Source organism: Fibrobacter sp. (assembly GCA_017503015.1).
Taxonomy (GTDB): Bacteria; Fibrobacterota; Fibrobacteria; order Fibrobacterales; family Fibrobacteraceae; genus Fibrobacter.
The window spans coordinates 1-24623 of record JAFVTX010000023.1 but is presented as its reverse complement, the minus strand read 5'-3'; the positions used below and the strand labels follow the sequence as shown (position 1 = coordinate 24623).

At 50.5% G+C, this 24623-nt stretch carries 19 protein-coding genes and 1 pseudogene; 5 read left to right on the top strand and 15 right to left on the bottom strand.

Annotated features, from left to right (window positions below; translation table 11 throughout):
* Positions 1 to 49 precede the first annotated feature (49 nt).
* Positions 50 to 694: a 16S rRNA (guanine(527)-N(7))-methyltransferase RsmG gene (gene rsmG / locus IKB43_04145; protein ID MBR2469329.1), complete on the bottom strand. Its 645-nt coding sequence runs from the start codon at positions 692 to 694 to the stop codon at positions 50 to 52.
* A 225-nt stretch (positions 695 to 919) separates the two neighbouring features.
* Here rsmG and IKB43_04140 point away from each other — a divergent pair, with 225 nt between their 5' ends.
* From IKB43_04140 to IKB43_04125, 4 genes are all read left to right on the top strand, one after another.
* On the top strand, positions 920 to 2491 hold the full coding sequence (locus IKB43_04140) for a hypothetical protein (protein MBR2469328.1): 1572 nt from the start codon (positions 920 to 922) through the stop codon (positions 2489 to 2491).
* A gap of 240 nt (positions 2492 to 2731) precedes the next feature.
* A complete protein-coding gene (locus IKB43_04135) occupies positions 2732 to 3121 on the top strand; it encodes a hypothetical protein (protein ID MBR2469327.1) in 390 nt (129 codons plus the stop codon).
* Between the two features lie 25 nt (positions 3122 to 3146).
* Entirely contained in the window at positions 3147 to 3914 is a 768-nt protein-coding gene (gene lpxA, locus IKB43_04130) for an acyl-ACP--UDP-N-acetylglucosamine O-acyltransferase (GenBank protein MBR2469326.1), read from the top strand.
* Between the two features lie 106 nt (positions 3915 to 4020).
* Positions 4021 to 4680: an epoxyqueuosine reductase QueH gene (locus IKB43_04125; GenBank protein MBR2469325.1), complete on the top strand. Its 660-nt coding sequence runs from the start codon at positions 4021 to 4023 to the stop codon at positions 4678 to 4680.
* A 129-nt stretch (positions 4681 to 4809) separates the two neighbouring features.
* On the opposite strand, the gene IKB43_04120 is transcribed toward IKB43_04125, so the two are convergent.
* From IKB43_04120 to IKB43_04055, 14 genes and pseudogenes are all read right to left on the bottom strand, one after another.
* Positions 4810 to 5205, bottom strand: coding sequence for a hypothetical protein (locus tag IKB43_04120; protein ID MBR2469324.1), 396 nt, complete (start codon positions 5203 to 5205; stop codon positions 4810 to 4812).
* A gap of 710 nt (positions 5206 to 5915) precedes the next feature.
* Positions 5916 to 7208 carry a hypothetical protein gene (locus tag IKB43_04115; GenBank protein ID MBR2469323.1) on the bottom strand — a complete coding sequence of 431 codons (1293 nt, stop codon included), beginning with the start codon at positions 7206 to 7208 and terminating at the stop codon, positions 5916 to 5918.
* Between the two features lie 124 nt (positions 7209 to 7332).
* Positions 7333 to 8268, bottom strand: coding sequence for a TonB family protein (locus IKB43_04110; protein MBR2469322.1), 936 nt, complete (start codon positions 8266 to 8268; stop codon positions 7333 to 7335).
* 2 nt (positions 8269 to 8270) lie between these two features.
* Positions 8271 to 8765, bottom strand: a complete 495-nt coding sequence (locus IKB43_04105; GenBank protein ID MBR2469321.1) for a biopolymer transporter ExbD — start codon at positions 8763 to 8765, stop codon at positions 8271 to 8273.
* A gap of 2 nt (positions 8766 to 8767) precedes the next feature.
* The gene (locus tag IKB43_04100) at positions 8768 to 9664 is read right to left on the bottom strand and encodes a biopolymer transporter ExbD (GenBank protein ID MBR2469320.1); all 897 of its coding nucleotides are present in this window, start codon (positions 9662 to 9664) and stop codon (positions 8768 to 8770) included.
* Positions 9665 to 9702: 38 nt separating this feature from the next.
* Entirely contained in the window at positions 9703 to 10323 is a 621-nt protein-coding gene (locus IKB43_04095; GenBank protein ID MBR2469319.1) for a MotA/TolQ/ExbB proton channel family protein, read from the bottom strand.
* Between the two features lie 189 nt (positions 10324 to 10512).
* Positions 10513 to 14352: a tetratricopeptide repeat protein gene (locus IKB43_04090; protein ID MBR2469318.1), complete on the bottom strand. Its 3840-nt coding sequence runs from the start codon at positions 14350 to 14352 to the stop codon at positions 10513 to 10515.
* A 45-nt stretch (positions 14353 to 14397) separates the two neighbouring features.
* Positions 14398 to 16629, bottom strand: a complete 2232-nt coding sequence (locus tag IKB43_04085; protein ID MBR2469317.1) for a tetratricopeptide repeat protein — start codon at positions 16627 to 16629, stop codon at positions 14398 to 14400.
* Positions 16630 to 16640: 11 nt separating this feature from the next.
* Positions 16641 to 18176, bottom strand: a complete 1536-nt coding sequence (locus IKB43_04080; GenBank protein MBR2469316.1) for an OmpA family protein — start codon at positions 18174 to 18176, stop codon at positions 16641 to 16643.
* A 166-nt stretch (positions 18177 to 18342) separates the two neighbouring features.
* A complete protein-coding gene (locus tag IKB43_04075) occupies positions 18343 to 18543 on the bottom strand; it encodes a hypothetical protein (GenBank protein MBR2469315.1) in 201 nt (66 codons plus the stop codon).
* 128 nt (positions 18544 to 18671) lie between these two features.
* Entirely contained in the window at positions 18672 to 19463 is a 792-nt protein-coding gene (locus IKB43_04070; protein ID MBR2469314.1) for a 1,4-dihydroxy-6-naphthoate synthase, read from the bottom strand.
* A gap of 94 nt (positions 19464 to 19557) precedes the next feature.
* Positions 19558 to 20208, bottom strand: a complete 651-nt coding sequence (gene mqnB, locus IKB43_04065; GenBank protein MBR2469313.1) for a futalosine hydrolase — start codon at positions 20206 to 20208, stop codon at positions 19558 to 19560.
* 16 nt (positions 20209 to 20224) lie between these two features.
* A pseudogene (locus tag IKB43_04060) lies at positions 20225 to 21180 on the bottom strand (carbohydrate kinase).
* A gap of 7 nt (positions 21181 to 21187) precedes the next feature.
* Entirely contained in the window at positions 21188 to 22405 is a 1218-nt protein-coding gene (locus tag IKB43_04055) for a tyrosine--tRNA ligase (protein MBR2469312.1), read from the bottom strand.
* Positions 22406 to 22634: 229 nt separating this feature from the next.
* On the opposite strand from IKB43_04055, the gene IKB43_04050 reads away from it, so the two are divergent.
* The coding region (locus IKB43_04050) for a hypothetical protein (GenBank protein MBR2469311.1) at positions 22635 to 24623 on the top strand (1989 nt) is incomplete at its 3' end.

Sequence of the window (24623 nt, the reverse complement as noted above, 5' to 3'; positions counted from 1 at the left end):
GTTAGGACTAATAATTGCAGCGAAACCGCTCTGTTTTAATCACTTGATACTATTCCACCCGTTCCAGAACAATCAGTGCCCGTTCCTGGGTGCTGTTGGGAATAGTGTAGAAGTGCTTGCCTACGAACTTGTAGCCGTAATCTTCGGGGTGAAATGTCTTGAGTTCGTCGGCCACGGCAGGGCCCTTCATAAAGAACACCCGGCCGCCCACCTTCAAGGAATTGGCGATGCGGGGCAAGGTCTTTTCCATCAGTTCGAAGGCTCGGCTGATGACGCCATCTACGGGGATTGTCATGCTGCGGCTGGTGACCTTGTGACCAAAAACGTCGATTCCCTTGAGGCCCATCTTCTCGATGACCATGTTCAAGAAGTTGATGCGGTTGGGCCGGGGTTCACAAAGCGTAAGACGAATCCCCGGATTCACGATTTTCAGAGGAATTCCCGGAAAACCGGCGCCGCTCCCCACGTCGATCATGCGGGCGGGCCACTTGGGCACATAGGCGTTTATAAGCGTGCAGTCGGCATAGTGCCGCTCCACCATGGTCTCGAAAGCGTTTAGGCGGGTCAGGTCTTGGTCGTCGTTGTTGGCCCGCAACAACTGGTGGAACTCCCAAATCTGCTTCAAGGTCTCGGGCTGGAGTTCTACACCGTAATAGTGCAGGAGCTTGTCCAGTCCCTCAATCGAGGGCTTCACCCGCTTACCGTTAAACAGCGGAAAGTCGGTACGGGGCGCCTTCAGGTGGGGCACAAAGTCACGACCTGCGGCAGAGGCATTACGGGAAGGTTGCCGCGCCACGCCGGAATTGGACCCTGCAGAAAAAGGCTTCTTGGACCAGTTTGAACTTGCCATATTGAAAAAATAAAAAAACTTAGGCACTTTTCGGAACAAAAATAAGTCTATACATAGAGGAGGCTTATTTTGTCCAAAGATAGACACGAAAAAGAAGCTGGAGTCCTGCGCTCATCCGTCATTGCGACGGCACTTTTTGCCCTGGCTGGGGTCGTTCTTGCCGCCCCGCTAGGCGAATCGAAGGTTTTCGACTGGTGGGACAACGGAATCATTACCGCCGAAGAAGCTACCGAAATCCTGGACCTGCTAGAAGAAGGCAACCAAGAGGAGGCCTGCCTCCTTGCACAGACTTACGCCCAAGAGCCCTGCGACGAAACGGCTAGTGGCAAGACCCGCGCAGGCTCCACCCTAGGGAAAATTTCCAGCGGCAAGAAGTCCGCGAAAGCCCCGACCCGCCCAGACCTCACACCTCACGGCTACATAGACTGGAAAGGTCGAATCGATTCCACGGGACACCTGGAAAGTCACCGCACAGAACTGCAGGTCCAGTTCTACCGCTACACCCTGAGGCTCGGCTCCCAGGAACTTCTCGCCTACAAGAACCAGGGGAGCGAGGCCTATTTCGGAGACGTTTCCACACGGGAACTCCACAGCCAGATCCCGTTGGACACCCTCTGGGGAACGGCCCTCCTCTACCCCTTCGGGAACTTTCATGTGGCAGGCCTTCTGGACACCGCCAAGACGACACAGTTCCGGCTGGGATACGGCAGGCGGGGCATCGCCAGCGTCGAAGCATTTTACTGGCACGGTTTTGGCACAGGCGGCACCAGCGACACAAGCGGCACCAGCAGCCTTCGCGAAGGCACCGAATCCGCCTACCCGCCAATCAACGGCGTCCATTCCGCAGGCCTACAGACGAAATTCCCCTTCGGGCAGGTGGCCGCCTGGTGGCAGCACGGTCAAGAATTCCCGCTTATCAAGGTTCAGTTGCACGGCAGCGAGAAAAAGGAGCGCGACGACGCAAACGCCGGAAAATCCGTCAGCAAGGCGGGTCAGAACGGCGCCGGCAACTCAGGTCCAGGCGGTGCCGTCACCTACAGCTGGCGGACCACCGCCTATATCCATCGGGAGGAGTTCCCCAGGTATGCCCGCTTGAGCAAAACCATCCAGAAAAGCAGGTTTTGGGGGTCCCAAAGCCTGTCCGTCAGGGCGCCCGACCTGCTGGACACGAGAGTTTCCGCAAACGGGACCCTTATAGAGCCCCTGGACGCCGACACCATGGCGGTCCGGCTCAAGCTGGGAGCGGAATCGGGTCCTGAATTTTTGAGATTATCCGCCAGCGCCACCTGCCGAGACGCGGGCTCCAACTGCAGACAGACGGACTGGAAAGGCGGCCTGAACCTTACCCCCTTGGAACTCTGGGCTCTGGGGGCTTCTGCCCGAGTCCGGCACGACCGACCCGAAGGTTTTTCCCCTCCCCACCTGGAATTATCCTCAAAATTCACGGATTATAGACAAAGTTACACGAAATTCACCTTCATCCTTCCCAAGGGCCGCCCCCGAGACGACATGCGCCTGCGTTCGGAATTCCTTATTTCCGGAGATTACTTGGACATTTCCCTTGTCTGCACCTTCAAGGACGTTAACCGCCTGCACCTGACCCCGTTACGGGGTTTTGCCGAGGCAAAAGTGCGTTTTTGAGACTAAAGGCCCTGTTTTTTCTCAAAAAACACCTCAAAGGAAATGTTTGCTCATGGTTACACGGGTAAACAGAAAAGTATACAACCTATGGGCTTTATGCCCTGCCAGATTCTATCTTAATGCATACCCAAACACTCCCTTGACGTCCCTAGGCTGCTCCTTTGCCCAGGGACGTCTTTTTGTTGTCATCCCCGCGAAGGCGGGGATCTCATTGTCTTTGATAATTCTAGTTTTGTCTTAATGTTTATCGCCGCCGCCATCGGAGCTGTCGCCTTCTTGCCCTCCATCGTCTTGAACATCGCCCTTGCCTGCGGTGCTCCCTGGGGAGCCTACGCCATGAACGCCCAGCACAAGGTTATCCCGCCGGAACTCCGCAAGGCCTTTATCGTGCCGACCTGCCTGCAGTTCGTGGCCCTGTTCGTGCTGCTCAGCGCAGGGGGAATCCTGCCCGAAATTATCCCCTTCCTCATCACCCGGATTCTCGCCTTCTTCTTTGCGCTGTACGTGACCTTCTATACGGCAACGGTTCTTTTCAGCACCAGCTACAAGGAACGCACCGTCATGGGGAGCTTCGCCGTGGTGAGCGCCGTCTGTTTCTGGATCGTGGCCGTGGGCACCCTGAATTTCTAACCTTCCATTAGCTATATTCCCTGCCATGGTTCACCCCTCCGCATTTGTGCACCCTTCTGCAAAAGTCCATGAGACCGCGACAATCGGCCCTTGGTGTCTTGTAGATGCCGGAGCCGAAATTGCCGAAGGGGTGGTGCTGGAAGCCCGTGTCCATGTGTACGGCGGCGTTTCCATAGGCAAAAGCACTCGCGTCTTTGACGGGGCCGTCCTGGGGGCCCCACCCCAAGACCTGAAATACAACGGCGAGAACACCCGGCTAAAAATCGGCGAGAACTGCATCATCCGGGAATACTGCACCCTGAACCGGGGCACGGCACAGGGCGGCGGAGTCACCCGCCTTGCAGACAAAGTATTGCTCATGACATACTCCCATGTGGGGCATGACTGCTTTATCGACGAAGGGGCGGTAATTTCTAACGGGTGCCAGCTGGGCGGCCACGCCAGAATCGGGCGCTATGCCACCCTGGGCGGAAACGTCGGAATGCCCCAGCGGAACCAGGTAGGAGCCTATGCCTTCGTAGGGGCAACCCTGAAAGTGGAAAAGGACGTGCCACCGGCAAGCAAGGCCTTCGGGACTCCGCTCAAGTGGGGCGGTCTGAACCTGCACGCCCTGAAGCTCCACGGTGAAGAATTTTCCGAAGAACGCATCGCAGGCCTAGACAAGGCCTTCAGGGCGCTGTACCGCAGCGGAAGGCCCATCCAAGAAGTTATTGACGAACTAAAGGCCAGCGGCGATCCTCTATTCAAGGAATTTTTTGACGAACACTGGGGCGGCACGCTTATCCGTCCCTAAACCAACGTCATTCCGGCCCATGAGCCGGAATCTAGATGGCGAACCAGGTTCGCCATGACGTTCAACCGCATCGTCACGATGGAAAAAGACTATTTTCTAGAAAAAAATGACAAACCTAATAAAAAGCAACGACAAAAGTAACGTCCCCAAGCACAACTACCAGCGGGACCTGGACTACATCATTCGCCGGCTGGAACGCACCGGCGATGTGCCGACGCTGTTGTTGCACGCCTGCTGCGCCCCCTGCAGCAGCTACACCATCGAATACCTGTCGCAATACTTCAAGATTACGCTCTTCTACTACAATCCAAACATCGCACCCGACGAGGAATACCGCCACCGAGTCGAAGAAATCAAGCGGTTCGTGAAAGAATTCAAGACAAAGCACCCCGTCACATTAATCGAAGGCGAATACGACCCGAAAAAATTCTACGATGCCGTCCGTGGGCTGGAAAAAGAACCCGAAGGGGGCAAGCGCTGTCGCAAGTGTTTCGAGCTCCGCCTCGCCGAAGCGGCCCGCCTCGCACAAGAACTGAACGCCGACTACTTCACCACCACCCTCACCATCAGCCCCATGAAAGACGCCCAGGTGCTAAACGAAGTGGTGCAGGAGCAGTGCGACATCTACGGCATCAAACGACTCCCCAGCGATTTCAAGAAAAAAGGCGGCTACAAGCGTTCTATCCAGTTGTCCGCCGAATACAAGCTCTACCGCCAAAACTACTGCGGGTGTGTCTATTCCCGTCGCGAAAGCGGCGAAGGATAGGCGGCACTTGCCCTCGGCGGTAACGAAACCCCGCTTATATCCTTATCACAAGGTTGTTGGCACCAAATGTCGAGGCGTAGCGCACGTCTTTCGCCCGTCGCATAATGATAGCAAGGCTCAGGTCCTTTTCTAGGTCAAAAGCCCGAAAGACCTGGCCCGTTTCTTGTCGGCTCCATGCTCAAGGGCAAAGGCAACGGCAATATGGGAAAGGTCCAGGATTTCTTCGGTGGAATCGGCAGTCACGCTTATCTCGTTTTCGTTAGGAATTCCAAAGGACGCGGGCATCAGAAGCATCTTGTCACCGAACGAACCTTTCTCTTTTTGGCGGTGTATGTAGAAAACCGCCAACAGAGCAAGCTCCAGCATGTTCACCACCCTACCAATCCACGCTCCCCGATAGCCCACCACTTGCAAAAGCAAGAAGGTGATCGAGACCAGGTTTCCGCACTCTATCAGAAAACTATAGAACGTATCAAAACGAAGCCGCTTGACCGCCATGAGGTAATTATTGAAGTTATAGACCACCGAATAGAAGGGAATCGAAAAAGCGGCCTCCCTGATTCACTCGATACACAGATCAAGAGCCTGAGGGTCGTTGGACTTTAGAAAAACTCTCGCAAAAAAGGGCTTTCCCACGATGTATCCGCGAATGTAGTCCCCCGTCATTAGCCCTATCTGGGAATCCCATTAGCGAGGACACCTTTACGCGGGATCCATTTGCGATGGTGCTACCGATAATTTACAGGAACATCAGCAAAGGGGTAACATAGCCGAGGACAGTGACCCCCTGTGGTCCAATAAAGTGGCTCATGGAAAACTTCTTTACTTTAATTGTAATCGCTATATTACAGACAAAATATAGTATCACAATTCACACAATCCAACATACAACTTCTTCTGAAATAATCAGAAACATTCTGTTTTAACGGAAACACGCCATGAACCAACACAAACTAACAGCACTTGGCGCATTATTTTCCCCAAATGAGATTATTTTATCGTTAGTGGACATGATCAAGACTATATGACTCAATAACAAAGGGAATGACGATACTAGGCATCAGCAGTCATCTAACGAAATACGATTTTATATGAGTATTTTTTACTCCATCCGTTGCATAAATAACAGACTCTTCGCCAAGCTCCTGCGGATATTAAATAATTTTCCTTGATGCAGATTATCAAAAAAGCCCCCGCATGTAGCGGGAGCGTTTTCAAGTCCTGATACAAACAAATTAGAACGAATACGTCGCAGAGATTCTAGAGAAGATTCTGCCTTCACCCTGGAAGGGGTTACGGAACAACAGGTCTTCAGCAACGGTCACATCAATTTTCAGTTTTTCTTCGATGTTGATGCCAAAACCAAAGCCCACATGGTCATCGGCAGTACCGTCAGCAAGCGGGTTTGTGCTGAAGAAGTTTCCGTCTTCACGGCAGATACCCTGACCAGACTTGTTCTTCTCGTTGACGTCGCACTTGGTATAGAGGATAGACTTCTGACCGCCAACGCGAATCACGAACCAATCCCACCAGATGTTACGCTCAATACCGAAGGTAATCATACCGCCAATATCGGAACGCTTGTCCCAATGGGGGTGTTCCTCTCCCTGAGAGTCATAAATGGATTCGCCAGACTCGTAGTCAAAGTACCAGTCGTGAGCCTTCAGCTTGTTCCAAATGAAGTCAGCACCCATCCAGAAGAAACCACGATCAAGAGCCACATTGATACCGAGACCGGCCTGAGCATGCTTGTCTTCGATACCAGGAGCCTGCATCAACCTCATGGAGAAGGCCGGCACCAGCTCACCGTCCAGAGCGTCCAGCGTAAAGAAAGCGCGGGACTTGGCAAGGAAGGAGAAATCACCGTCATCGAAGAAATTCAGGTGTTCCGGACCGTACTGAATACGAGCCAAGCCAAAGCTGAACTCGAAATCAATATTGCTTCCGAACTGCAGATTCAAACCACCATCGGCCTGGACTGCAGAAGCATACGCTCCATCTTCAACCTGGTATTCGCCGCTTTCCGTCTTGTCACCACCATCCTGGTGGGCAATGTAGATGTGCAAGCCCCAAGCATCTCCGTTAGAAAGGGTACCACCCAAGAAGCCGTCGAAGTTCGTCACAGTCTCAGGAACTGCCGTGGTGTCGCCAGAGGTTTCACCAACAACTTTCGTCGGGAAATAACGCATCAGCTCGTTGTTAATACGGCCAAAAAGACCACCGATAGAGAGACGCGGATCGGGATTGTTTTCGTCACCCAAAGAAAGCGAGAAAATGCCACCAAAGTTCGGATGCTGCGGATCCTTGTTCGTTCCCGTAGGCACATCCTGGGTATAAGGTCCAAATTCACCGATCAAGTAGTTCGGGTAAAGGTTGATGTTTGCAGCGTTGTCAAAGATGCTAACATCATCCATAATGTAAGTGGTGTTCTTGCCCATGGATTCCACACGAGCGAAGGTTGCAAAGGCAGACCCCACGCCGAGGACGCCGAAGGATAGACCCACTGCCGCAGCTGTTTTAAAATTCATTGTACAGGACTCCTGTTGAAATATCTGTCATAAAGTTAAATATATTCTTTGAAAAACGCAACAGAAAAATGAAAAAAGACCGCGCTTTTCGCGCGGCCTTTTTTAGCGTATCGCTAGACCTGAATTATTCAGAGAAGGTGAACGGAATGGTTACCGTAGTGTTACCGGACTTCACCTTGCTGAACTTCCAGCGGCTCACGGCATTCTTGATTTCGCCATCAAACTCGCCGTAACCAGTGGTGGAAGAAGCAATGGAAATGCTGATAACTTCACCGCCCGGAGCGATCGTGAACTTCAGGGTAACCTTACCCTGGAATCCCGGTTTCTTCTTCAGGAACTTGTTATAGATATGGCGCAGACCCGGAGTACGCTGACGCACAACCTTCATGATGTCTGCAGCGGAACGAGATCCACCACCGGCACCCATGTCGATATCGCGTTCAGACGGAGTCTTGATGGAGCCCTTAGCCTTGGTAGCGATACCACCGCCACCACCGCCAAGGAGGCCAGCCAGACCGTCACCGATACCACCGGAACCGCCTTCGGCATAACCTTCGTTAAAGCCACCATCAGCCTTACCGCGACGACCACCGAGAACGGTCTTACCCGTAGTCTGGAGGCCTGCCACGTCCTTAAGAACCTTATCGATGTCCTTGGTGAACTTCTGGTTCTTCATTAGGTCGTAGGCAGCAGCACTAGCGTTTTTGGTCTGAGCAGTGAGGAGCTTAAGCACGCCACGAGTCTGGGGAGCATTGGGCTGGCCCTTACCACGGGGCTTGCCACCGCCACCAGCCTTCTTACGAGGCTTCTTGGGCTCTTCTTTCTTCTTCTCTTCTTTCTTTTCTTCCTTCTTTTCGTCCATCACCATGGAAGCGGAAAGGTCGGCAGCTGCAGATTCTTCGAAGATCACTTCGTCAACCACAGCTTCGTACATGGAAGCCCACAGGGAGAAAGCAAGAGCAACGATCAAAGAGATACCGGCGATAGCGCCCATCTTCTTGTCGGATTCCGGCATCAGAGACGCTACTAACGGATCTATAGGAGCTTTTTTCTTAGCCATAGTTATTCCTCCCCGCCGTTCTTTTCCATCACGGCAAATGCGATGTTCGTATAACCGGCAAAGCCACAAGTGGCCATCACCTTATACATGGCATCGTACGGGATGTTCTTGTCAATCTGGACAATGATATGGCCAGCTTCATCAGCCGGGAGGCCCATCTTCAGGTTGTGTTCCTGTTCGATAGCGCGACGGTCTTTCAGAACGTCGTTCACCTTTTCGACCAGGAGGTCTTCCTGACTGAGGACATCGGGAGTGGGAACCACCTTTTCATTATCCACGATAACGTACGCATTATCGACAACCACCGTCAAGGACACTTCCGTAGGTTGCACCTTGGAGGTAGAAATCGGAAGAATCAAGTTTTCGGCCTGAGTCAAAAGCTGACCTTCAGCGTCCAAGTTCTTAATCATGAACACCAGAATGATGGTCATCATGTCCATCATGGACGTGAGGGAGAAAGGTACGTCTTCACTAAATTTACGAGTTCTTCTAGCCATGATTAACCTCCCAACTTAGCAAGTTGAATCTTCACAAAACCGGCTTCCTTAGAGCGGTCCATGAGCTGAATAATCTTGTCAAATTGAGTATCGTCGTTTGCCACGATGATAATGTTATCCACGTCTTCGAGGTCAATAAACTGCGTATGAATTGCAATCAGGTCCTTCGCAATCAGGTCGTAGGCAGAAAGCGGGTAAATCATGGTCTTGGCGGCCACGTCCGGCTTGAGCGTACGAGCGGAGTTAGGCGTAAGGGTTGCAAGGGTCACGCCTGCACCGGGCTTCTTCAAAGCCGGCGGCGGGGTAAGTCCCAAGGTGCCTTCGCCAGGGAGAGCGAGGAAGCTGTTGTTTCCATCTACGTATGCACTGTCAGCAAGGGGTTCTTCAGCGCTGCCACCATTGGTGTACAGGGCCCAGATAACCTTACCGGGATCTTCTTCAGATTCCTTCTGGATTGCCCAGAGTTCGATGTTCTCGATTTCGTAAAGATACTTTTCTTTATCCATCTCAGAACCATCTTTGCACTTGGGTCCGTGTCCACTTTCCACTGTTGCCTTGACGTCGTCAACGGCGTAGGTAATCAGTTTAGCATCGGACTTGCAGCGGAACGTCCACATTTCCTTGAAATAGACGTTGGGCTGGAAACCACCACGAGCACCTATCACGAGATAATCGCTGGTAATCGCGAGGGAAAGGTTCAATGCCTGCTGGTCGGGCTCCGGAGGAGTGTCGTTGTCCATCTGCATCATAGAACGTTCAGGCAGATTGACTTCAACAATAGCCAGCTTGGAGAAAGCGGTCATAGACAAAAGCATAGGAATCAGAATAGTAAACAAGCCCATGGCCGGCAACAGGTCCGGTTCTTCAGGCTTGGCTGGTTTCTTTAATTCTTTTGCCATGTTTTATAACTCCGTTAAATTAAAACTCTCAGTCGAAATTAGGAGAGGGAGTTGATAATCTTGAGGCCCTTTTCTTCCATTTCCTGGATCAGGCGTTCGGAGTTCATGTTGAGAAGACCCACAATGACCAGAAGAGGCACGGCGGAGAGAAGTCCGAGGAGCGTCGTACCCATAGCGATAGCGATACCGTCGGAAAGAGCCTTAGCACGTTCAGAAGCGGGTTTGTTAGCCACGGCATCGAATGTGAAGATCAGACCGTAAATCGTACCCATCAGTCCGAGCAAGGTAGAGATAGATGCCATCACCTGGATAATGCTGATATAACGAGTAAGACGAGGAGCTTCGGTCAGGAACACGGCGTCGCATGCGGCCTGCATCTGTTCGCGGCCACCGGCACGGGTGGAAACGATGGATGCCATGATGCGAGCAATGGGGAGGTTGGTCTTGTTGGCAAGGCCAAGTGCTTCATCGAACTGCTGAGAGCTGATGAGCTTACCGAAGTCGGCCAGGAACTTGGCACGACCCTTGGAGCTCTTCACCATGATGTAGATAATACGTTCGATGGAGAAGCCCAGACCGATCATGAACACGACCAAGATGATCCACATGAACTGGTAACCATCAGATTCAGGGCTGAAGGATTGAAGCATTTTAGACATTAGTGTACTCCTTTAGAGTTGTTTTTGGTTTGTTTTTTGAATTCTTAAGTTCATATTTATTTTTTTTAGAGCGTTTTAGGGAGTCTTGGCGCGGTAAAACTTTATTTACAGCAGGCAAATCATCCCTAATCCCCCTAAAAGGCGAGGGAACCCTATGAACAAGGTCCCCGTAAAATTGTTTTTACCGCACTACTTTTTCTTCTTTCCCTTCTTTTTCGGGGCAGGAGCAGCAGCGGGGGCGGCCTCGGGTTCAGCACCAGATTCAGAGGCGCCTACTTCTGCACCTGCAGCACCGGCAGCGGAGGGAGCCGGGGCCATCTGAGCCTTCAGTTCAGCCAATTCCTTCTTCAACTTTTCGTTTTCAGCCTTGGCTTCCTTGATAATGTCGCGGTAGGTAGCGAGCTTTTCTTCCGGAGTCATGACTTCGGACTTGGAAATCTGCTCGATACGAGCCTTGGTCTTGAAGTATGCCGGGTCAGCAAACAAGGTGGACGGGTCGAACTTTTCAATCTTGGTGTTCAAGGTTTCGTTTGTTTCATCCATCTGCTTCAAGAGTTCAAAGAGCTTGGCAGTCCACTGGTTGTCGATACCGTAGTGGGCAGAAGCCTTAATACCGGTGGCGCACACGGGCACTGCAGCCTGCTTTGCGGCGTCGGACTTGTTGTTCAGTTCTTCACGATAGGCTTCCAAGTCTTCGTGAGCCATTTCGATAGCGTCTTCCTTCACAGCACCTTCGTATTCCACATATTCCCTTACGATGGCAGCGGAGTCCGGCAGCGGAGCGTTGGCGAAGGCGTCAGCCACTTCGGCAAACACGGCGCACTGCTGGTAGTACATTTCGATATAGCCCTCTTCGGCCTGGACCACATCCTGGTTGTAGAAACCCTGGTCACGGGCAAGGTCGATGTTCTTCTGGAAGATAGGACGAGCCTGGTCGTAGTAAGGCGGCAGCTGCTGCACGATAGTGATACGTTCAGCAAACATTTCTTCTTCGCCCTTGGCGCTCTTTTCCTGTTCACGAACCTTGGTGGCCATGACCACAAAGAGCATACCCATCTTGTTAGTAGCACGGAAGGTCCACTTTTCAGAAGCATAAGACGCAGACTTGGAGTAGTGACCCATGGCGGCCTGCAGGATTTCCACCAACTTCTTGATGGTCGCGGCCTTTTCCTTTTCCTTGCCCTTCAACACATAGGGTTCCATCTTGTTGTATTCGTGTTCACCCAAGTAGAAGGCAGCTTCAGCAGGAACGCCCGGATCGGCATTCTTGATTTGCAGACCGTATTTGTCGTAGTTCTTAAGGGTCTGGTCGTAATCAGCAACGGCCTTTTCTTCTTCCTTAAGTTCCATGTAAGCACGAGCAGCACCGATGTAGGCAGCAATCAGCTTTTCCTTGTCTTCGGTGTAGTTCTTGATGAAGAAATGGTATTCCTTGGCGGCCTCTTCCCACTTCTTGGCGTTACCGTAAGCCACAGGAATGCTGAAGGCTGCATCGAGGGCGTAGGTGCTCTTGGGATAGTCGTGGACAAGGTCCTTAGAGCAGCGGATGGCTTCGTCAGTCATCTGGGCTTCGTCATAGCTCAAGCAGGCGCTATAAAGGAAGCTCGGAGTACGTTCATCCTTGGGGTAACGCTTGTAAGCCAGTTCGTAAGTCACAGCAGCCTGCTTCTTATCCGGAATGGAATCGAAGGTCTGGGCTGCAAAGCCAATTGCCTGGAAGGCCATAGAGTCTTGCGGGAAGTTATTGGTGATGAACAAGAAGGTCTGAGCAGCCTGACGGGGGTTACCGGCTTTCTTGTAGTTACTTGCCGCACGCAAGATACCCTTGATAGTCAAGGAGGACGATGCGTAGCTCTTGGGGAGCATCATAAAGGTTTCGGCAGCCTGTTCGTGCTTGTTGGCCTTTTCGTAAGCAACACCAGCTTCGAACACGGCCTTATCGGCGAAGGAAACCAACGGATAACGCTTCACGAGAGCCAAGTATGCAACAGCACCTTCTTCGTAGCGCTGAGCCTTGACAGCCTTTTCTGCCTTCTGGAAGAGCACTGCTGCGATAGCCTTTTCAATTTCTTTCGCCATAGAGTCGTTCTTGGTGGCCTTAACATCATGGTATTGCTTGTACAGCCATTCAAATTCCACCAAGGCTTCATCCAGCTGATCAGATTCCAGCAAGGACTGGGCGAGCATACGACGAATCAGCAAAATGTACTGGTGATCCGGATAACGCTGCACTAGATCGCGCAACACTGTCACGGCAGTCTTATACTGCTTAGCTTCGTAATGGACAATGGCAGCGTTATAGGCAAGTTCAGCAGCTTCCTTGTTCTGACCGAACTTGGCCATGTACTTGTCAACCTGGGCAAAGTAGGCCTTGGTTTCTTCACCCTTATAGGCCTTGGTAGCATCACCACCGTACTTCTTGGTCTTAGCAGCTTCACGAGCCTGGTCCATCATGAGCACAGCGTTATAGGCAGCTTCTTCTTTCTTCAGGAGTTCCTTGTCACCCATGGGACGGCGTCCATAGCGGGTGGTGTCGGAATCCACGATCCAGTTGAACATCTTGGCAGCGTTTGCAAACTGCTGCATTTCTTGGTAAACCAGGGCCAAATTGATGTGAACCCTGTATTCATCCCAAGACGGTTCCTTGGCATAACGCTTCAAGAATGCTTCGTAAGCCTTGATGGCTTCGGCATACTGCTTCTTACCGGCTTCCAGGTCACCTTCCTTGGTGAGCTTGGCAGCACGAGCGTGGTGATACTGCGGAATATCCAGCATAGCGCCACGGATAGCCGTTTCAGCGTTCTTTACCGATTCGGGATACTTCTGGTTTTTCTTGTACCAAGAAGAGTTGCGGTCATAACGCTTCACCACGGTGTAGCGGTGTTTCTGCGCATCTTCGAACTTCTGCTGGATGATAAGGATTTCAATCATCGCAATATCGGCCAAAGGAGCATCAATGTAGTCCGGGTTAATGGTCATCAAACGCTTGAAGGATTGCACCGCTTCTTCGTTACGGTCATGGTCCTTGTTCTTCATACCGATACGGTAGTACACAGAATCCTTGAAGGGCACCTTCTTGTCTTTCAAGAAGGCTTCGGCTTCGGCGACACCACCACCTTCCAAGTCAGAGAAGGAGGCCGCCATGAAGTCCATAGCTTCGGCACGGAGGTCGTTGGGATACTTACCCTTGTCGGCACCGATGATGTAGTCGTAGTACTTGACGGCTGCAGTTTCGTATTCTGCAATGTTGTAGTAAGATTCGGCCAAGTGATACATGGCAAGAGCAGCTTCCTTACCCGTCAGGTTTTCGAAACCAGTCACCTTCTTGTAGGCTTCCACGGCATCGCGGAACTTGCGGTTCATGAAGTGGTATTCTGCCATACGGAGCCATGCCTTGGGAACAAGGCCGTTATCCGGGAAGTTACGGACCAAGCGTTCACGGAGGCGGAAGGCCTTCTCGTCTTCGCCACTGGCTTCTTGCACGGCAGCAGCCTGATACAGCACCATGGGAGTCTTGCTTTCCTTGGGATACTTGTCGATGTATTCCAGGAAATATCCCAGAGACTTCTGGTGGTCTGCCTTGGGGAACTGGTCGATGTTTGCGCACTTGGCGGGCTTGTTGTCGCGGTCGGCACACCATGCCACGTCTTCTTCGTACTGGGCTTGCTTATCCAGGAAGAGCTTTTCTTCTAACTGGAACTGGTAGTGGCCCAACTGTTGCAAGGCAGAAGCGCAGCGGGCGTTCTGCTTACCCTTACAGTTGTTCACCTGCTTTTCCCACTGCTTGATAGCAGAGCGCATGCCTTCTTCGTCAAGACCACCAGAACGGCAAGCCTGAGCAGCCTGGTTCTTAAGGAGCTTGTAAGAGTTGGCGCATTCCTTGTACTTTGCAGAGCCCTTTTCCATGGACTTGCACTTTGCGTAGAGTTTCTTGGCTTCTTCGGTTTTATCCTTACAGGGATCGGAAGCGGCAAAGGAGGTTCCCACCAAGGAAAGGACCATTGCCGTTAAGAGTAAGATACGTTTCATTATTCTCTATCCACCTATAATTTCTATAAAAGGGACGAACCCGGATTACTCCAGGTCATCCAATTCCTCCAGTTCCTGAGCAGCGCCAGAACCACCGGCACCACCAGCCATCTTGGTCTTGACGGTAGCCAGAGTAAAGCCAGCGTCGTCCAAAATGCGCTTACGGTTAGATTCAAAGCGGTCGCTCTGGATAGACCTCTGAGTAAACTCAGCATAATCTTCGATAGCCTTGTTGGCCTTATCGAAATCAGGCTTCAAAGCTTCACGCTTGCTTTCCACACGAGGCGTGGGCAACTGACGGGCAAGGTCAAGAGCCTTGACCTGAACAGAATCGAAATCGTTCTGCATGGCTTCGTAAGCCTGACGGGCGCTGTCACGTGCGGCTACAGACACAACCGGCTGTTCCGTACGCTTTTCGGCCTGTTCCAGAGACTTCACGGCCTTGTCGTAGTCCTTCTTGATGAAGTAGCAGTAACCCTGAACCAGGTAGGCTTCGGAAACCAGGAAGGATTCCGGAAGGTTGCTGATAATCCAGTTGGCAGGCTTCAATGCCTCGTCGGGCTTGTTCACCTTGAGGAAGGACCATGCGATACCGAGCATTGCTTCGTCATACACAGGGGAACCCGGTTCCACCTGGCCGTACATCTGGGCGGCAGCAGCCACGTCGGGCTTTTCGCCAGAGAAGTAGATATGGCCGAGCTTCACCTTGGCGGCATCCTGCAGGTCGCGTTCAGACTGGTTGGAAACCGGCTGTTCCGTAATGTCGCGGAAGCAGTTTTCGGCTTCTTCCCACTTGCCCATGCGGCTGTAGGCGATACCCATGGTGTAACGGGCATAGAAGTAGTTTGCGTTACCGGGGAGAATGGCGGCGAGCAGGTCTACAGATTCCTGATAGAGGCCCTGTTCGAACTTGATCTGACCGGCGATATAGTCGGCGTCCGCCTTCACGTCGCTCTTGCCGAACACCTGAACAATGTTCTGGTACTTGGCCATAGCGTCGGTGTACTTGCCTTCCTTATAGTCGATGTTCATCAACTGGAAGTGGTACTTGGCGTTCTGTTCCGTTCTGGGATAGCGCTTGATAGCGTCTTCGTAAACGGCACGGGCAGCCTTGTGCATGCGGAGGTTTTCAAAGGACTTTGCCTTATAGAACGCGGCCTGGTCCACCAAGTGGAATGCGGGATACTTGGTCTGAACCTTACCGAAAGCGTATGCGGCTTCGAGGAACTGACGGTTCAAGTACAGACGCATAGCAGCGCGGTAATCGTTTTCAGGTTCGATCTTCAAACGACGATACCGTTCTTCGCCAATCTTCTCTTCACGAGTGTCACCGAAGCGGGTGGTGAGCTTCACAGCCCAGATAAAGCCACGGTTCTTCTTGGCGTAGAGGTCGTCGTGAGACATTTCCAGGTCAAGCTGCAGGTAGCGGAAGAAGCTTACGTCCTTCACGTTAACCGTAGCGCCGACAACCGGGTAACCTTCCTTCGTGAAACGAAGACGAACACCAAGGTGCGGGGACAGATAGTAGGTCAAGGTGAAGCTTTCTTCCAAGTTCATGCCCTCACCACCTTCTTCATCGTCGTGCATCACGTCGATAACAGAAAGTTCGGCCTTGGCCTCGAGAGCGCGGTTAAGTCCGCGGTAGAACAAGGAGAAGTTCAGGTTAGCAGGAATCTTGTACGCTTCGCTCTCCGTAAAGAGGACCACCGTGGGTGCATCCTTTTCGGCGGTGCTTACTGCAGGCTGCAGAGCGTTCTGCAAAGCAACACCCACAAATAAGTCACCATACTTGGAGGAGGAAAGCGGGTTCCAGCTCACGCCCACGTCGGCACCGAAGGTCACGTGCTTCACTTCATCGAACTGGTTGATGTAAAGCACAGAGATGTCGAGACCCACGGCCACGCAGTGCATCAGGTTATAGGCATAGCCCAGCAAGAAGGCGAATTCATCGTAGGACTTGCCGCCATCGATAGAAGCACCGTTCTCGAAGAAGGAGAATCCGATGGTGTGCTTGTAATCCATAGGGAAAGCCAAGCTCACATATTCCTGGCTGGCTTCACCACTGATAGAACTGAAGAAAGCGGCACTTACTTCCAGCTGGTCCGTCATGGAAATTCCAGCGGGGTTCACATACATAGCAGTGTTGTTACTACCAAATTCACCGAACCAGTCGTTCTGCTGGTATTTGTGCGGGGAGTAGACTGCTTCAGCGTAAAGCGCGCTGGCAGCTACTGTTAGTCCGAGGACTGACGTTTTGATGAAACTAGTACGCATCATCATCTACTCCTTTACTTGATATCCGTGCGCTTGAATTCGATACGACGGTTCTGCGCACGCCCTTCGGGGGTTTTGTTGGAGGCCACCGGCTTGGTATCACCCATACCGGATGTTGTAATACGGCTTTCGGAAATACCCTTTTCTACAAGGAAGTTCTTCACAGCTTCGGCGCGGTCGGCAGAGAGCTGCTTGTTCTTGGCCTTGTTACCCTGGTTATCCGTATGGCCTACGATTTCAAACGTAGCTTCGGTGAAGGTTTCCATGATGTCCACCACCTTCATCAGAGAGATGTAGGAATCCTGAGTGATGGTTGCCTTACCGGATTCAAAGTTCACACCTTCAAGCACAAAGACCTTCTTGGGCGGCTGCGGCACTTCGTCCGGGCATCCGTCGTCGTCCTTGTAATCGTTGATGGTTTCGGGCTGTTCGGGGCACAGGTCAACGCCCTTACAAACGTGAGCGAAGTTGGCCTGCATAGCCTTGGCTTCTACCCAAGGATCGCAAATACCGTCGCGGTCGTTGTCGGCATCCGGGCAGCCATCGTCATCCTGGTAACCGTCGAAGTCTTCAGCTTCTTCGGGACAGTTGTCTACACCGGTACAGACCGATGCGTATTTGTCTGCAAGACCTTCTTCGGAGACCCAAGGATCGCACATGCCGTCGGCATCGGAGTCCGGGTTACGGGTCTCTTCTACTTCCTCTTCTTCTTTCTCAATCTCAGTAGCAGTAAGGCCGATATCCAACTTACCCTTTCCACGCTTGAGCATCGGCGAGGTGGACTGGCAGTAGAAGTTCGGCTTCGAAAGAGAGTGGTTGATGAACTTCGGATCAAGGGAAACGTTGGTACGGTTCACCTTGATGAACTGGTTGAAGGGGTAGTAGTTCTTGTAGATGTTGTTGTACTCCACCTTGGTCTGACCAGCAGCAGGGTCGGCAAACACACCGTAGTAGTGGTTTTCCATGAAGATGTTGTTGGTGGCGATGACGTTGGTGGGGCCCTTCAATGCAAGGCCGGAGTAGCCATTGCGGAGCACCACGTTCTGTTCGATGGATGCATCCAGCGCCTTAGCACCCCAAGCAAGGATGCCGGACCAGCGGTTGCCGTACACCACGTTATTGCGGAGGTGAGGAAGCGAGATGAACGCACCGATACCCGTGGCCTTGTTATCCAGCACGTAGCAGTGGTGGATATAGGGGGCTGCGTTTTCGCAAAGGATACCTTCGAGACCGTTCCTGATAGTGAAGTGCGACATCTCGGCACCCGAAGTACCCATGACGGTCGGACCGTTTCGGCCACCATCGATGATAGTCGTGAGAGGATCCTCACCTTTCAAGACCACATCCATCACCAAGGTAATGTTTTCGTTGTAGGTGCCACGCTTTACCAAGATGGTATCGCCAGCATCCGCATTGCCAAGAGCGTCGGCAATCTTTGAGTAATCGCCAGGCACGTTGATATTCTTTGCCATGGCGGTTCCAGAAAGAAGCATCGCCCCGGCCGTTACTAAGACCAGTTTCTTTAGGGTCATACTGCTACGTTTCTCCAATCATAGAACACATAAATTCGTTTAGCTTTATCATTTGCCAAGACTGACAAAATCAAACTCAAGTGGGAATATACCTCAAAAATCGAGTTTAGTCAAACCAATTCTGCGAAAAAACGGCATTTTTCGCAAAAAAAGGAATCAAAGTCAGCCTTATGCAAAGCAAAAATTACGATTCAGGAGTCTGAGACTCCTTCACGTCCTCCTTCTTCGCCCCCTGGATGGACACGCGAATCTCCTGGCAGGTCTTCTTGATGTCCTGCAGGACTTTGCGGGCACGGGTGCCGGCGGACTTGTTACCGCGCTCGAACTTTTCGTACTCGCGCTTGAAGTTTTCGACTTCCAGTTCAAGGTCGTTTACTAAGCTCATAATAGAACTCCCATAAAAAAGATGCTTTACGGAAAATAAATAAAGTTTTTGCTAAAAAATCGCCATTTTGTAAATTTAAAGATACATTAACGAATTATTACAAGATTTTTTTACTTATAAACACTTTATCAACAACTTGACAACATCCACAATCGTTCCAAGGCGGCTTTCCCTTTTTCGCCAATTGCCTCAGAAAAGTCATTTACAAACATTTTTATGTGAGATTCTATAACATTTTTTTCTTCAATTTGGGCCTTTTCTTGAATGAACGGGGTTACCATTTCAGCCCTCGTCCATGCCATTTTTAGACTCTTTCGAATTTCCGATTCAACGCCCTCTATTACTTCATTCGAAAAATCTTTTCGAGCAACCGCTATTCCCAGAGGAATCGGAGTACCCGTTTCCTGCTCCCAATAAGCACCCAAATCCTGTAACAGATAAAGGCCGTCCCGCTTCCAGGTGAAACGGTGTTCATGGATAGTCACGCCCTGAGCTACCGAACCCGCAAGTAGCCCGCGGTACACTTCATCAAAAAAGGCGTAGCGGAGACGGGGCGCACCACCGAAGTTTTTCTGGTACCAAAATTTGAACAAAAGGGCAGCCGTTGTGTTTTTTCCGGGCAGCGTGGTTTCGCCATTGGGGTCAAATTCGTCCCCCTTGCTTGACAGCAGGAGCGGTCCGCAACCATAACCGATGGCACCGCCACAGCCAAGCCCCCGGTAATTCTCGCGAACCTGGGGGTAAATCTGGGCGCTGACTTTTGCCACGTCCAGTTTGCCCGCCATGACCATTTCGTTCAAGGTCTGAACATCGGCGTAATGGACATCCCATTCAAAGGGGGAATCTTTTAGGCCTGCGATGAGGTTTTCGTAGATGAAGGTGTCGTTTGGACAGGTAGAGATGCCGAGAGAGAGACGCATTGGGGTGTGGGGTGTGAGGTGTGAGATTAATTAGGAATTAGGAATTCGGATTTCGGATTTCGGAATTAGTTTTTTTTTAGAGAACGATTCCGAATTAGAAAAGTTGATCAAGAACGGATTGTTTCAAAGCGGAAAGTGCACGAGGAATATCCCAGGAGGATTCGTCACGGTCAGAGGCCATGTTGCTTACGGCACGGAACTGATAGCCGGGCACGCCAAAATTTTTACATACGGCAAAAAAAGCTGCCCCTTCCATGTTTTCCACCTGAATCTGGAAAAGGGTTTCCCGACGATTGCCCAAGTATTGGGTTCCCGTGCAGCAGTTGACTGTTCCCCCGGCAACCCCAGGAGCATCCAAAAGGCACAACGGCAAATCACGGATAGAGGCCCCACTATAACGGGTCTCTTTTGACACCAGGGTTCCCCATGGGATAAAATGCCCCTCCCTGCTCTGAGCCCCCATATCGGCAACGACTTCGGTATCGATACGGACAACACACCCCACCTGAAGACCGCTCTTCGGGTAAGCTCCACAAATACCGAGCAAAAAAGCCCTATCGTATTTCTTTAGACTTAAAAAACGCGCCAAATTCGCCGAGAAATCTACGATTCCCACTCCAGCTATTGCAACGTCTACAGAGGGATTGACCATTGCCGGCGTGGAGGATGCCACCACCGACGAAATGTTCTTGAAAAAAAACTGGAATTCTTGCTTAGACGCAAAGACAATCAGGGTTTTTGCCATAACGCCTCCGAAGATTTTATTCCAACTTTTCGATAGCGTCCTTGAATTTCGCTTCCAGTTCGCTTACACGGGCAAGATCCAAATCCCAAGGCTTGTCCACCTCACAGCGAGAAACGGCCACTGCCGTAGCCTTGATCAAGCACTCCTCAAAGCTCATACCTTCGCCATCGGCATAGAGCCAGCCAGCAAAGATGAATCGCCTGCGCCAATATTGTTTTTCATGGTGATAGTAGGCGGTTGCAGTTGCATTCCCTGGAACTTCTTTTCTACAAAACGGAAGGCGCGAACCGGAGAATCGCCATCGGTCACCACCAGGTTCTTGATAGGAAGGCGTTCCAGTACGGCGGTGGCCGTCATTTTCCAGAACTGGGGGCTGGAGGTGACCTGCGGGATTCCAAGACGGGTCAAAAGTTTGCAGTATTCCTGCATGTTGATTTTCAAAAGTTCAACGCCCTTCGAAAGCCAGGTGTCGATACCTTCGATGGCATCGATAAACACTCGCTTGCCCGTGAAGTCCAGGGAATTTATCTTCTCCAGGTCAAAGGCTTGCGGGAAAGACCCGCATAGAGCGACACATTGGGTAGATGTCCAGTGTTCGTTCAATGTCTGAAGAAAATCCTCATTCTCATTGCCTGTCAAGACCGGAGACGGCTCAATCAGTTCGGTCGTGCTTCCGCCACTTACGATTGTGGTGCAAATGCGGGTCGGTTCCTTAATCCAGACAGGGGCCTGCTGAATACCGCAAGCAGACAATTCGTCAAAAATCCTTGAGCCATTCTCGGCGCCCAAGAAATGCATCAGCAAAGGAATTCCGCCCAAACGCTGCAAGACACGCCCGCAGTTGACGCCCTTTCCAGAAGCATACTCTTCGACCTTCGGGATGCGATGGACTTCGCCCGGAGTAAACTTGTCCAAGAAGAACAGGCGCTGCCAAGCAGGGTTGAGACCGAGAATAAGGATTTCTTGAGCCATAATAAACCTAGAAGTTCACCTTGTAAAATTTACGCTTGCCCACCTGGACAACCAGCTGGTCTGCACCCTTGATTTCAATCTGGGACTGCGGATCGGCAAGCTTTTCACCGTCAATTTTTATGCCGCCGTTCTGGACCATGCGACGGGCTTCGCCTTTGCTTGCAAAGGCCTTGATTTCTACGAGCAGGTCCAGGGCACCATAGGTGCCGGCCGCCACGCTGCATTCGGCAGCATCGCTCGGAATAGCGTTACCGCTGTGGATTTCGCGTTCCTTGGCAGCGGCGGCCCCGGCGGCTTCTGCGCCGTAGTACTGCGTCACGATGTCGATGGCGAGACGGTGCTTCGCATCGTTCGGGTTCATCTTGCCCGCGGCGATGTCGGCCATCATCTGCTTGATTTCTGCAAGCGGAATGTTCGTGAGGAGTTCAAACCAGTTCTCGACGATGCTGTCGGCGAGACTGTAAATCTTGTGGTACATCACGTCGGCGGGCTCGTTCAGTCCCACGTAGTTGCCGATGGACTTGCTCATCTTGACCTTGCCGTCGGTACCGAGCAAAATCGGCATGAAGAGGCCGATCTGCGGTTCCATGCCTTCAAAAATCTGCAAGTCGCGACCGCGGAGCACGTTGAACTTCTGGTCGGTGCCGCCCAATTCCACGTCGCTCTTGATGGCTACGGAATCGTAGCCCTGCATCATGGGGTACATGAATTCGTGCAGGCTGATGGGCGTATTGGCCGTGTAGCGGTTGTGGAAGTCCTCGCGCTCGAGCATCTGGGCTACAGTGAACTGGCCCATGAGTTCGGTCACCTTGCTGAACGGGAGCTTAGAGAACCATTCGCCGTTGTAGTGGATTTCCACCTGGTCGCGGCGGACGACCTTGAAGAACTGTTCCTGGTATTCCTTCGCGTTCTCGAGCACCTGTTCGTGCGTGAGACGCGGACGGGCCTTGTTGCGGCCGCTGGGGTCACCAATCTGGGCAGTGTAGTCACCCACGATAAGCACTACGGTATGGCCCAAATCCTGGAACTGGCGGAGCTTGCGCATCACCACCGTATGGCCGAAGTGAACGTCCGGGGCGGTCGGGTCCACGCCCATCTTGATACGGAGCGGAACTCCGGTATCGTAGGACTTCTGGAGTTTCTTTTCGAGTTCTTCTTGCGGCACAACATCGATAACGCCGCGCATCAAAATTTCAAGCTGTTCTTTTACAGGACGGAATTGCATGTTTTTAATTAAGTGGTTAGTGGTTGGTGGGCCGAAGGCCGTTAGTGGTTAGGAAAATTACAGGTCTAAACCACTAATCACTGGAAGCCCATGTAGAAGGAATGGATAATCATACGGGATAAATATAGAAATTCAAACTTTGCGGATAGCGAAATTAAGTTTTTTTTCTATAAAAATCCCTTTTCTCCTTTTTTTATGTATTTTTCGAAATAAAGAAGTGGGAGAAATTATGAACATTTTCACAACACTAGCTCTTATCGCGTGTATCGCCTTCCTCACATCATGTTCCGGGACAAGCAACACGATTTTTTTTAATTCGAGCAATCAATCAAATTCCAATGTTTCTGTAGATGTTCCTGGAGTCAAAGTAAAGTCCAACGACAATTCAAAAAATATCAAAGTACTTGGTGTTACGGTAAAAAATGAAGACAAGCACAATACCATTCCCACCGCTAGCGACACCAGACATTTCTTGAATGGCGATGCATGCAAAAACTGCGACTACATTGGACGAACGGAAAACAACGATGGGCATTGGGTAGAAGCCGAAATAGTAGGAGGATTTAGAAATGGAGAAGAGCGAGAGTACTTAGACGGAGAAGTCATTCGTTCCTCATACTACGTAAATGGCGGAAAATCCGGAATGGAATACATTTTTTCACACGGAACAATTATTGACTCCGCATACATTGAAACAACCGATGGCAGCAGCTGGGACCCTTATAGAATCAAGACGGCACTACCTTACCCTGTGTCCATCTACATATACAACTTGATTCTCGGCGACCCAGATGCCGCAGTTTCTATTACCACCACCAATGGAAAAATCACGACTATCTACAAAAAAAAAGCAACCGATACCACAGGTGCCTCCAAAGCGGCAACAGTTGAATACGAACGTTATAGCAACCTTTCTAATTTCAAAGTGAATATAACGAATCCTTTTCCAGAAACCATGGTTTTCATAGACAACGAACTCATTGAACGGCACTTGATCCAAGGGGGCCAAACTGTTTTTGAATTTAAGAAAGATAGCATAGTCAATGAACTTTTCCCCGACGGAAAAACGGCAACATTCGCAACAGGAAATGTCAACTACTCTTTAATCAGGATGGAAACAACTTGCTCTGGAGAATGCCACATATCTGAATTTTTTGAAAATGGAGTAACCAAAGAAGAAAGTTTCTATTTCAACGGCAAACCAACAAAAACAATTACACGCAATGAGAACAACATCGTCCTATTCGATTTTGATTATCCAAATTATTTCAAATTATTTTACGATGATGGCACGCTGCGTGAGTTTTTTCAAGGAGAATTCGCAAACGATGCTGAATTGACGAAAAAGAAGGGTATTTGGAAATCATTCTACCCTAACGGGAACCTTGCAATTGAATCAACCTACGAAGATGGTAAAATAGTCAAAACGACCATATGGTATGAAAACGGCAAGCCTAAATTGGAAACAGATTACTCTAGTTACCAACGCAATTATTATGAAAATGGGCAATTAACATTTGAAAGCATCGGTGTGATAGAATCAATTAATGGCGTTGCAAATCTTCTTGAAGGAACAGAAAAAAATTGGTATGAAAACGGAACACTTCAAGGGGAAACCATCTTCAAAAATGGCGTAAAAACAACAATGAAATACTGGGATTCTACAGGTGTCCTAAAAATGGATTTTCAACGAATGAAACACTTGATAACAGAAATTTCACCAACGGAGCATATGGAGTATGTTGGCGACATTATTTATGACAAAGAAGAATATGAGTGCACTGGCTTCTGCACGAAAAAGACATATCAAGGAAATATTTTAATTTATAAAGAAAAAAAAGAGGGGGTTGACCCAAGTACAGGAAAATTTAAAAAGGTTTCTGTCGACAATTTTGATTCTACAGGAAAAAAAATTTCACATGAAGAATATCTTTTAGACCAATTAGTGATTTGGAAAAAATATTTTCCCGAAAATGAGGCTATATCCCATGACTTCAATATAAACTCCCATTTTAAAGTATACTACAAGCCCAAGAAATTATCACTCGATTTTAAAGGTAAAACAGACAATAAAGCAAAATATATTGAAGGGACCGAGATCCAATACTACGAAAGTGGGAAAAAGCGCTCGGAATCTAAATGGAAAAATTCAAAAGCAGTATCGCTAAAAAATTGGGACGAAAAAGGTCTTCTGATATCCGACTTCGTTTTGGACAAG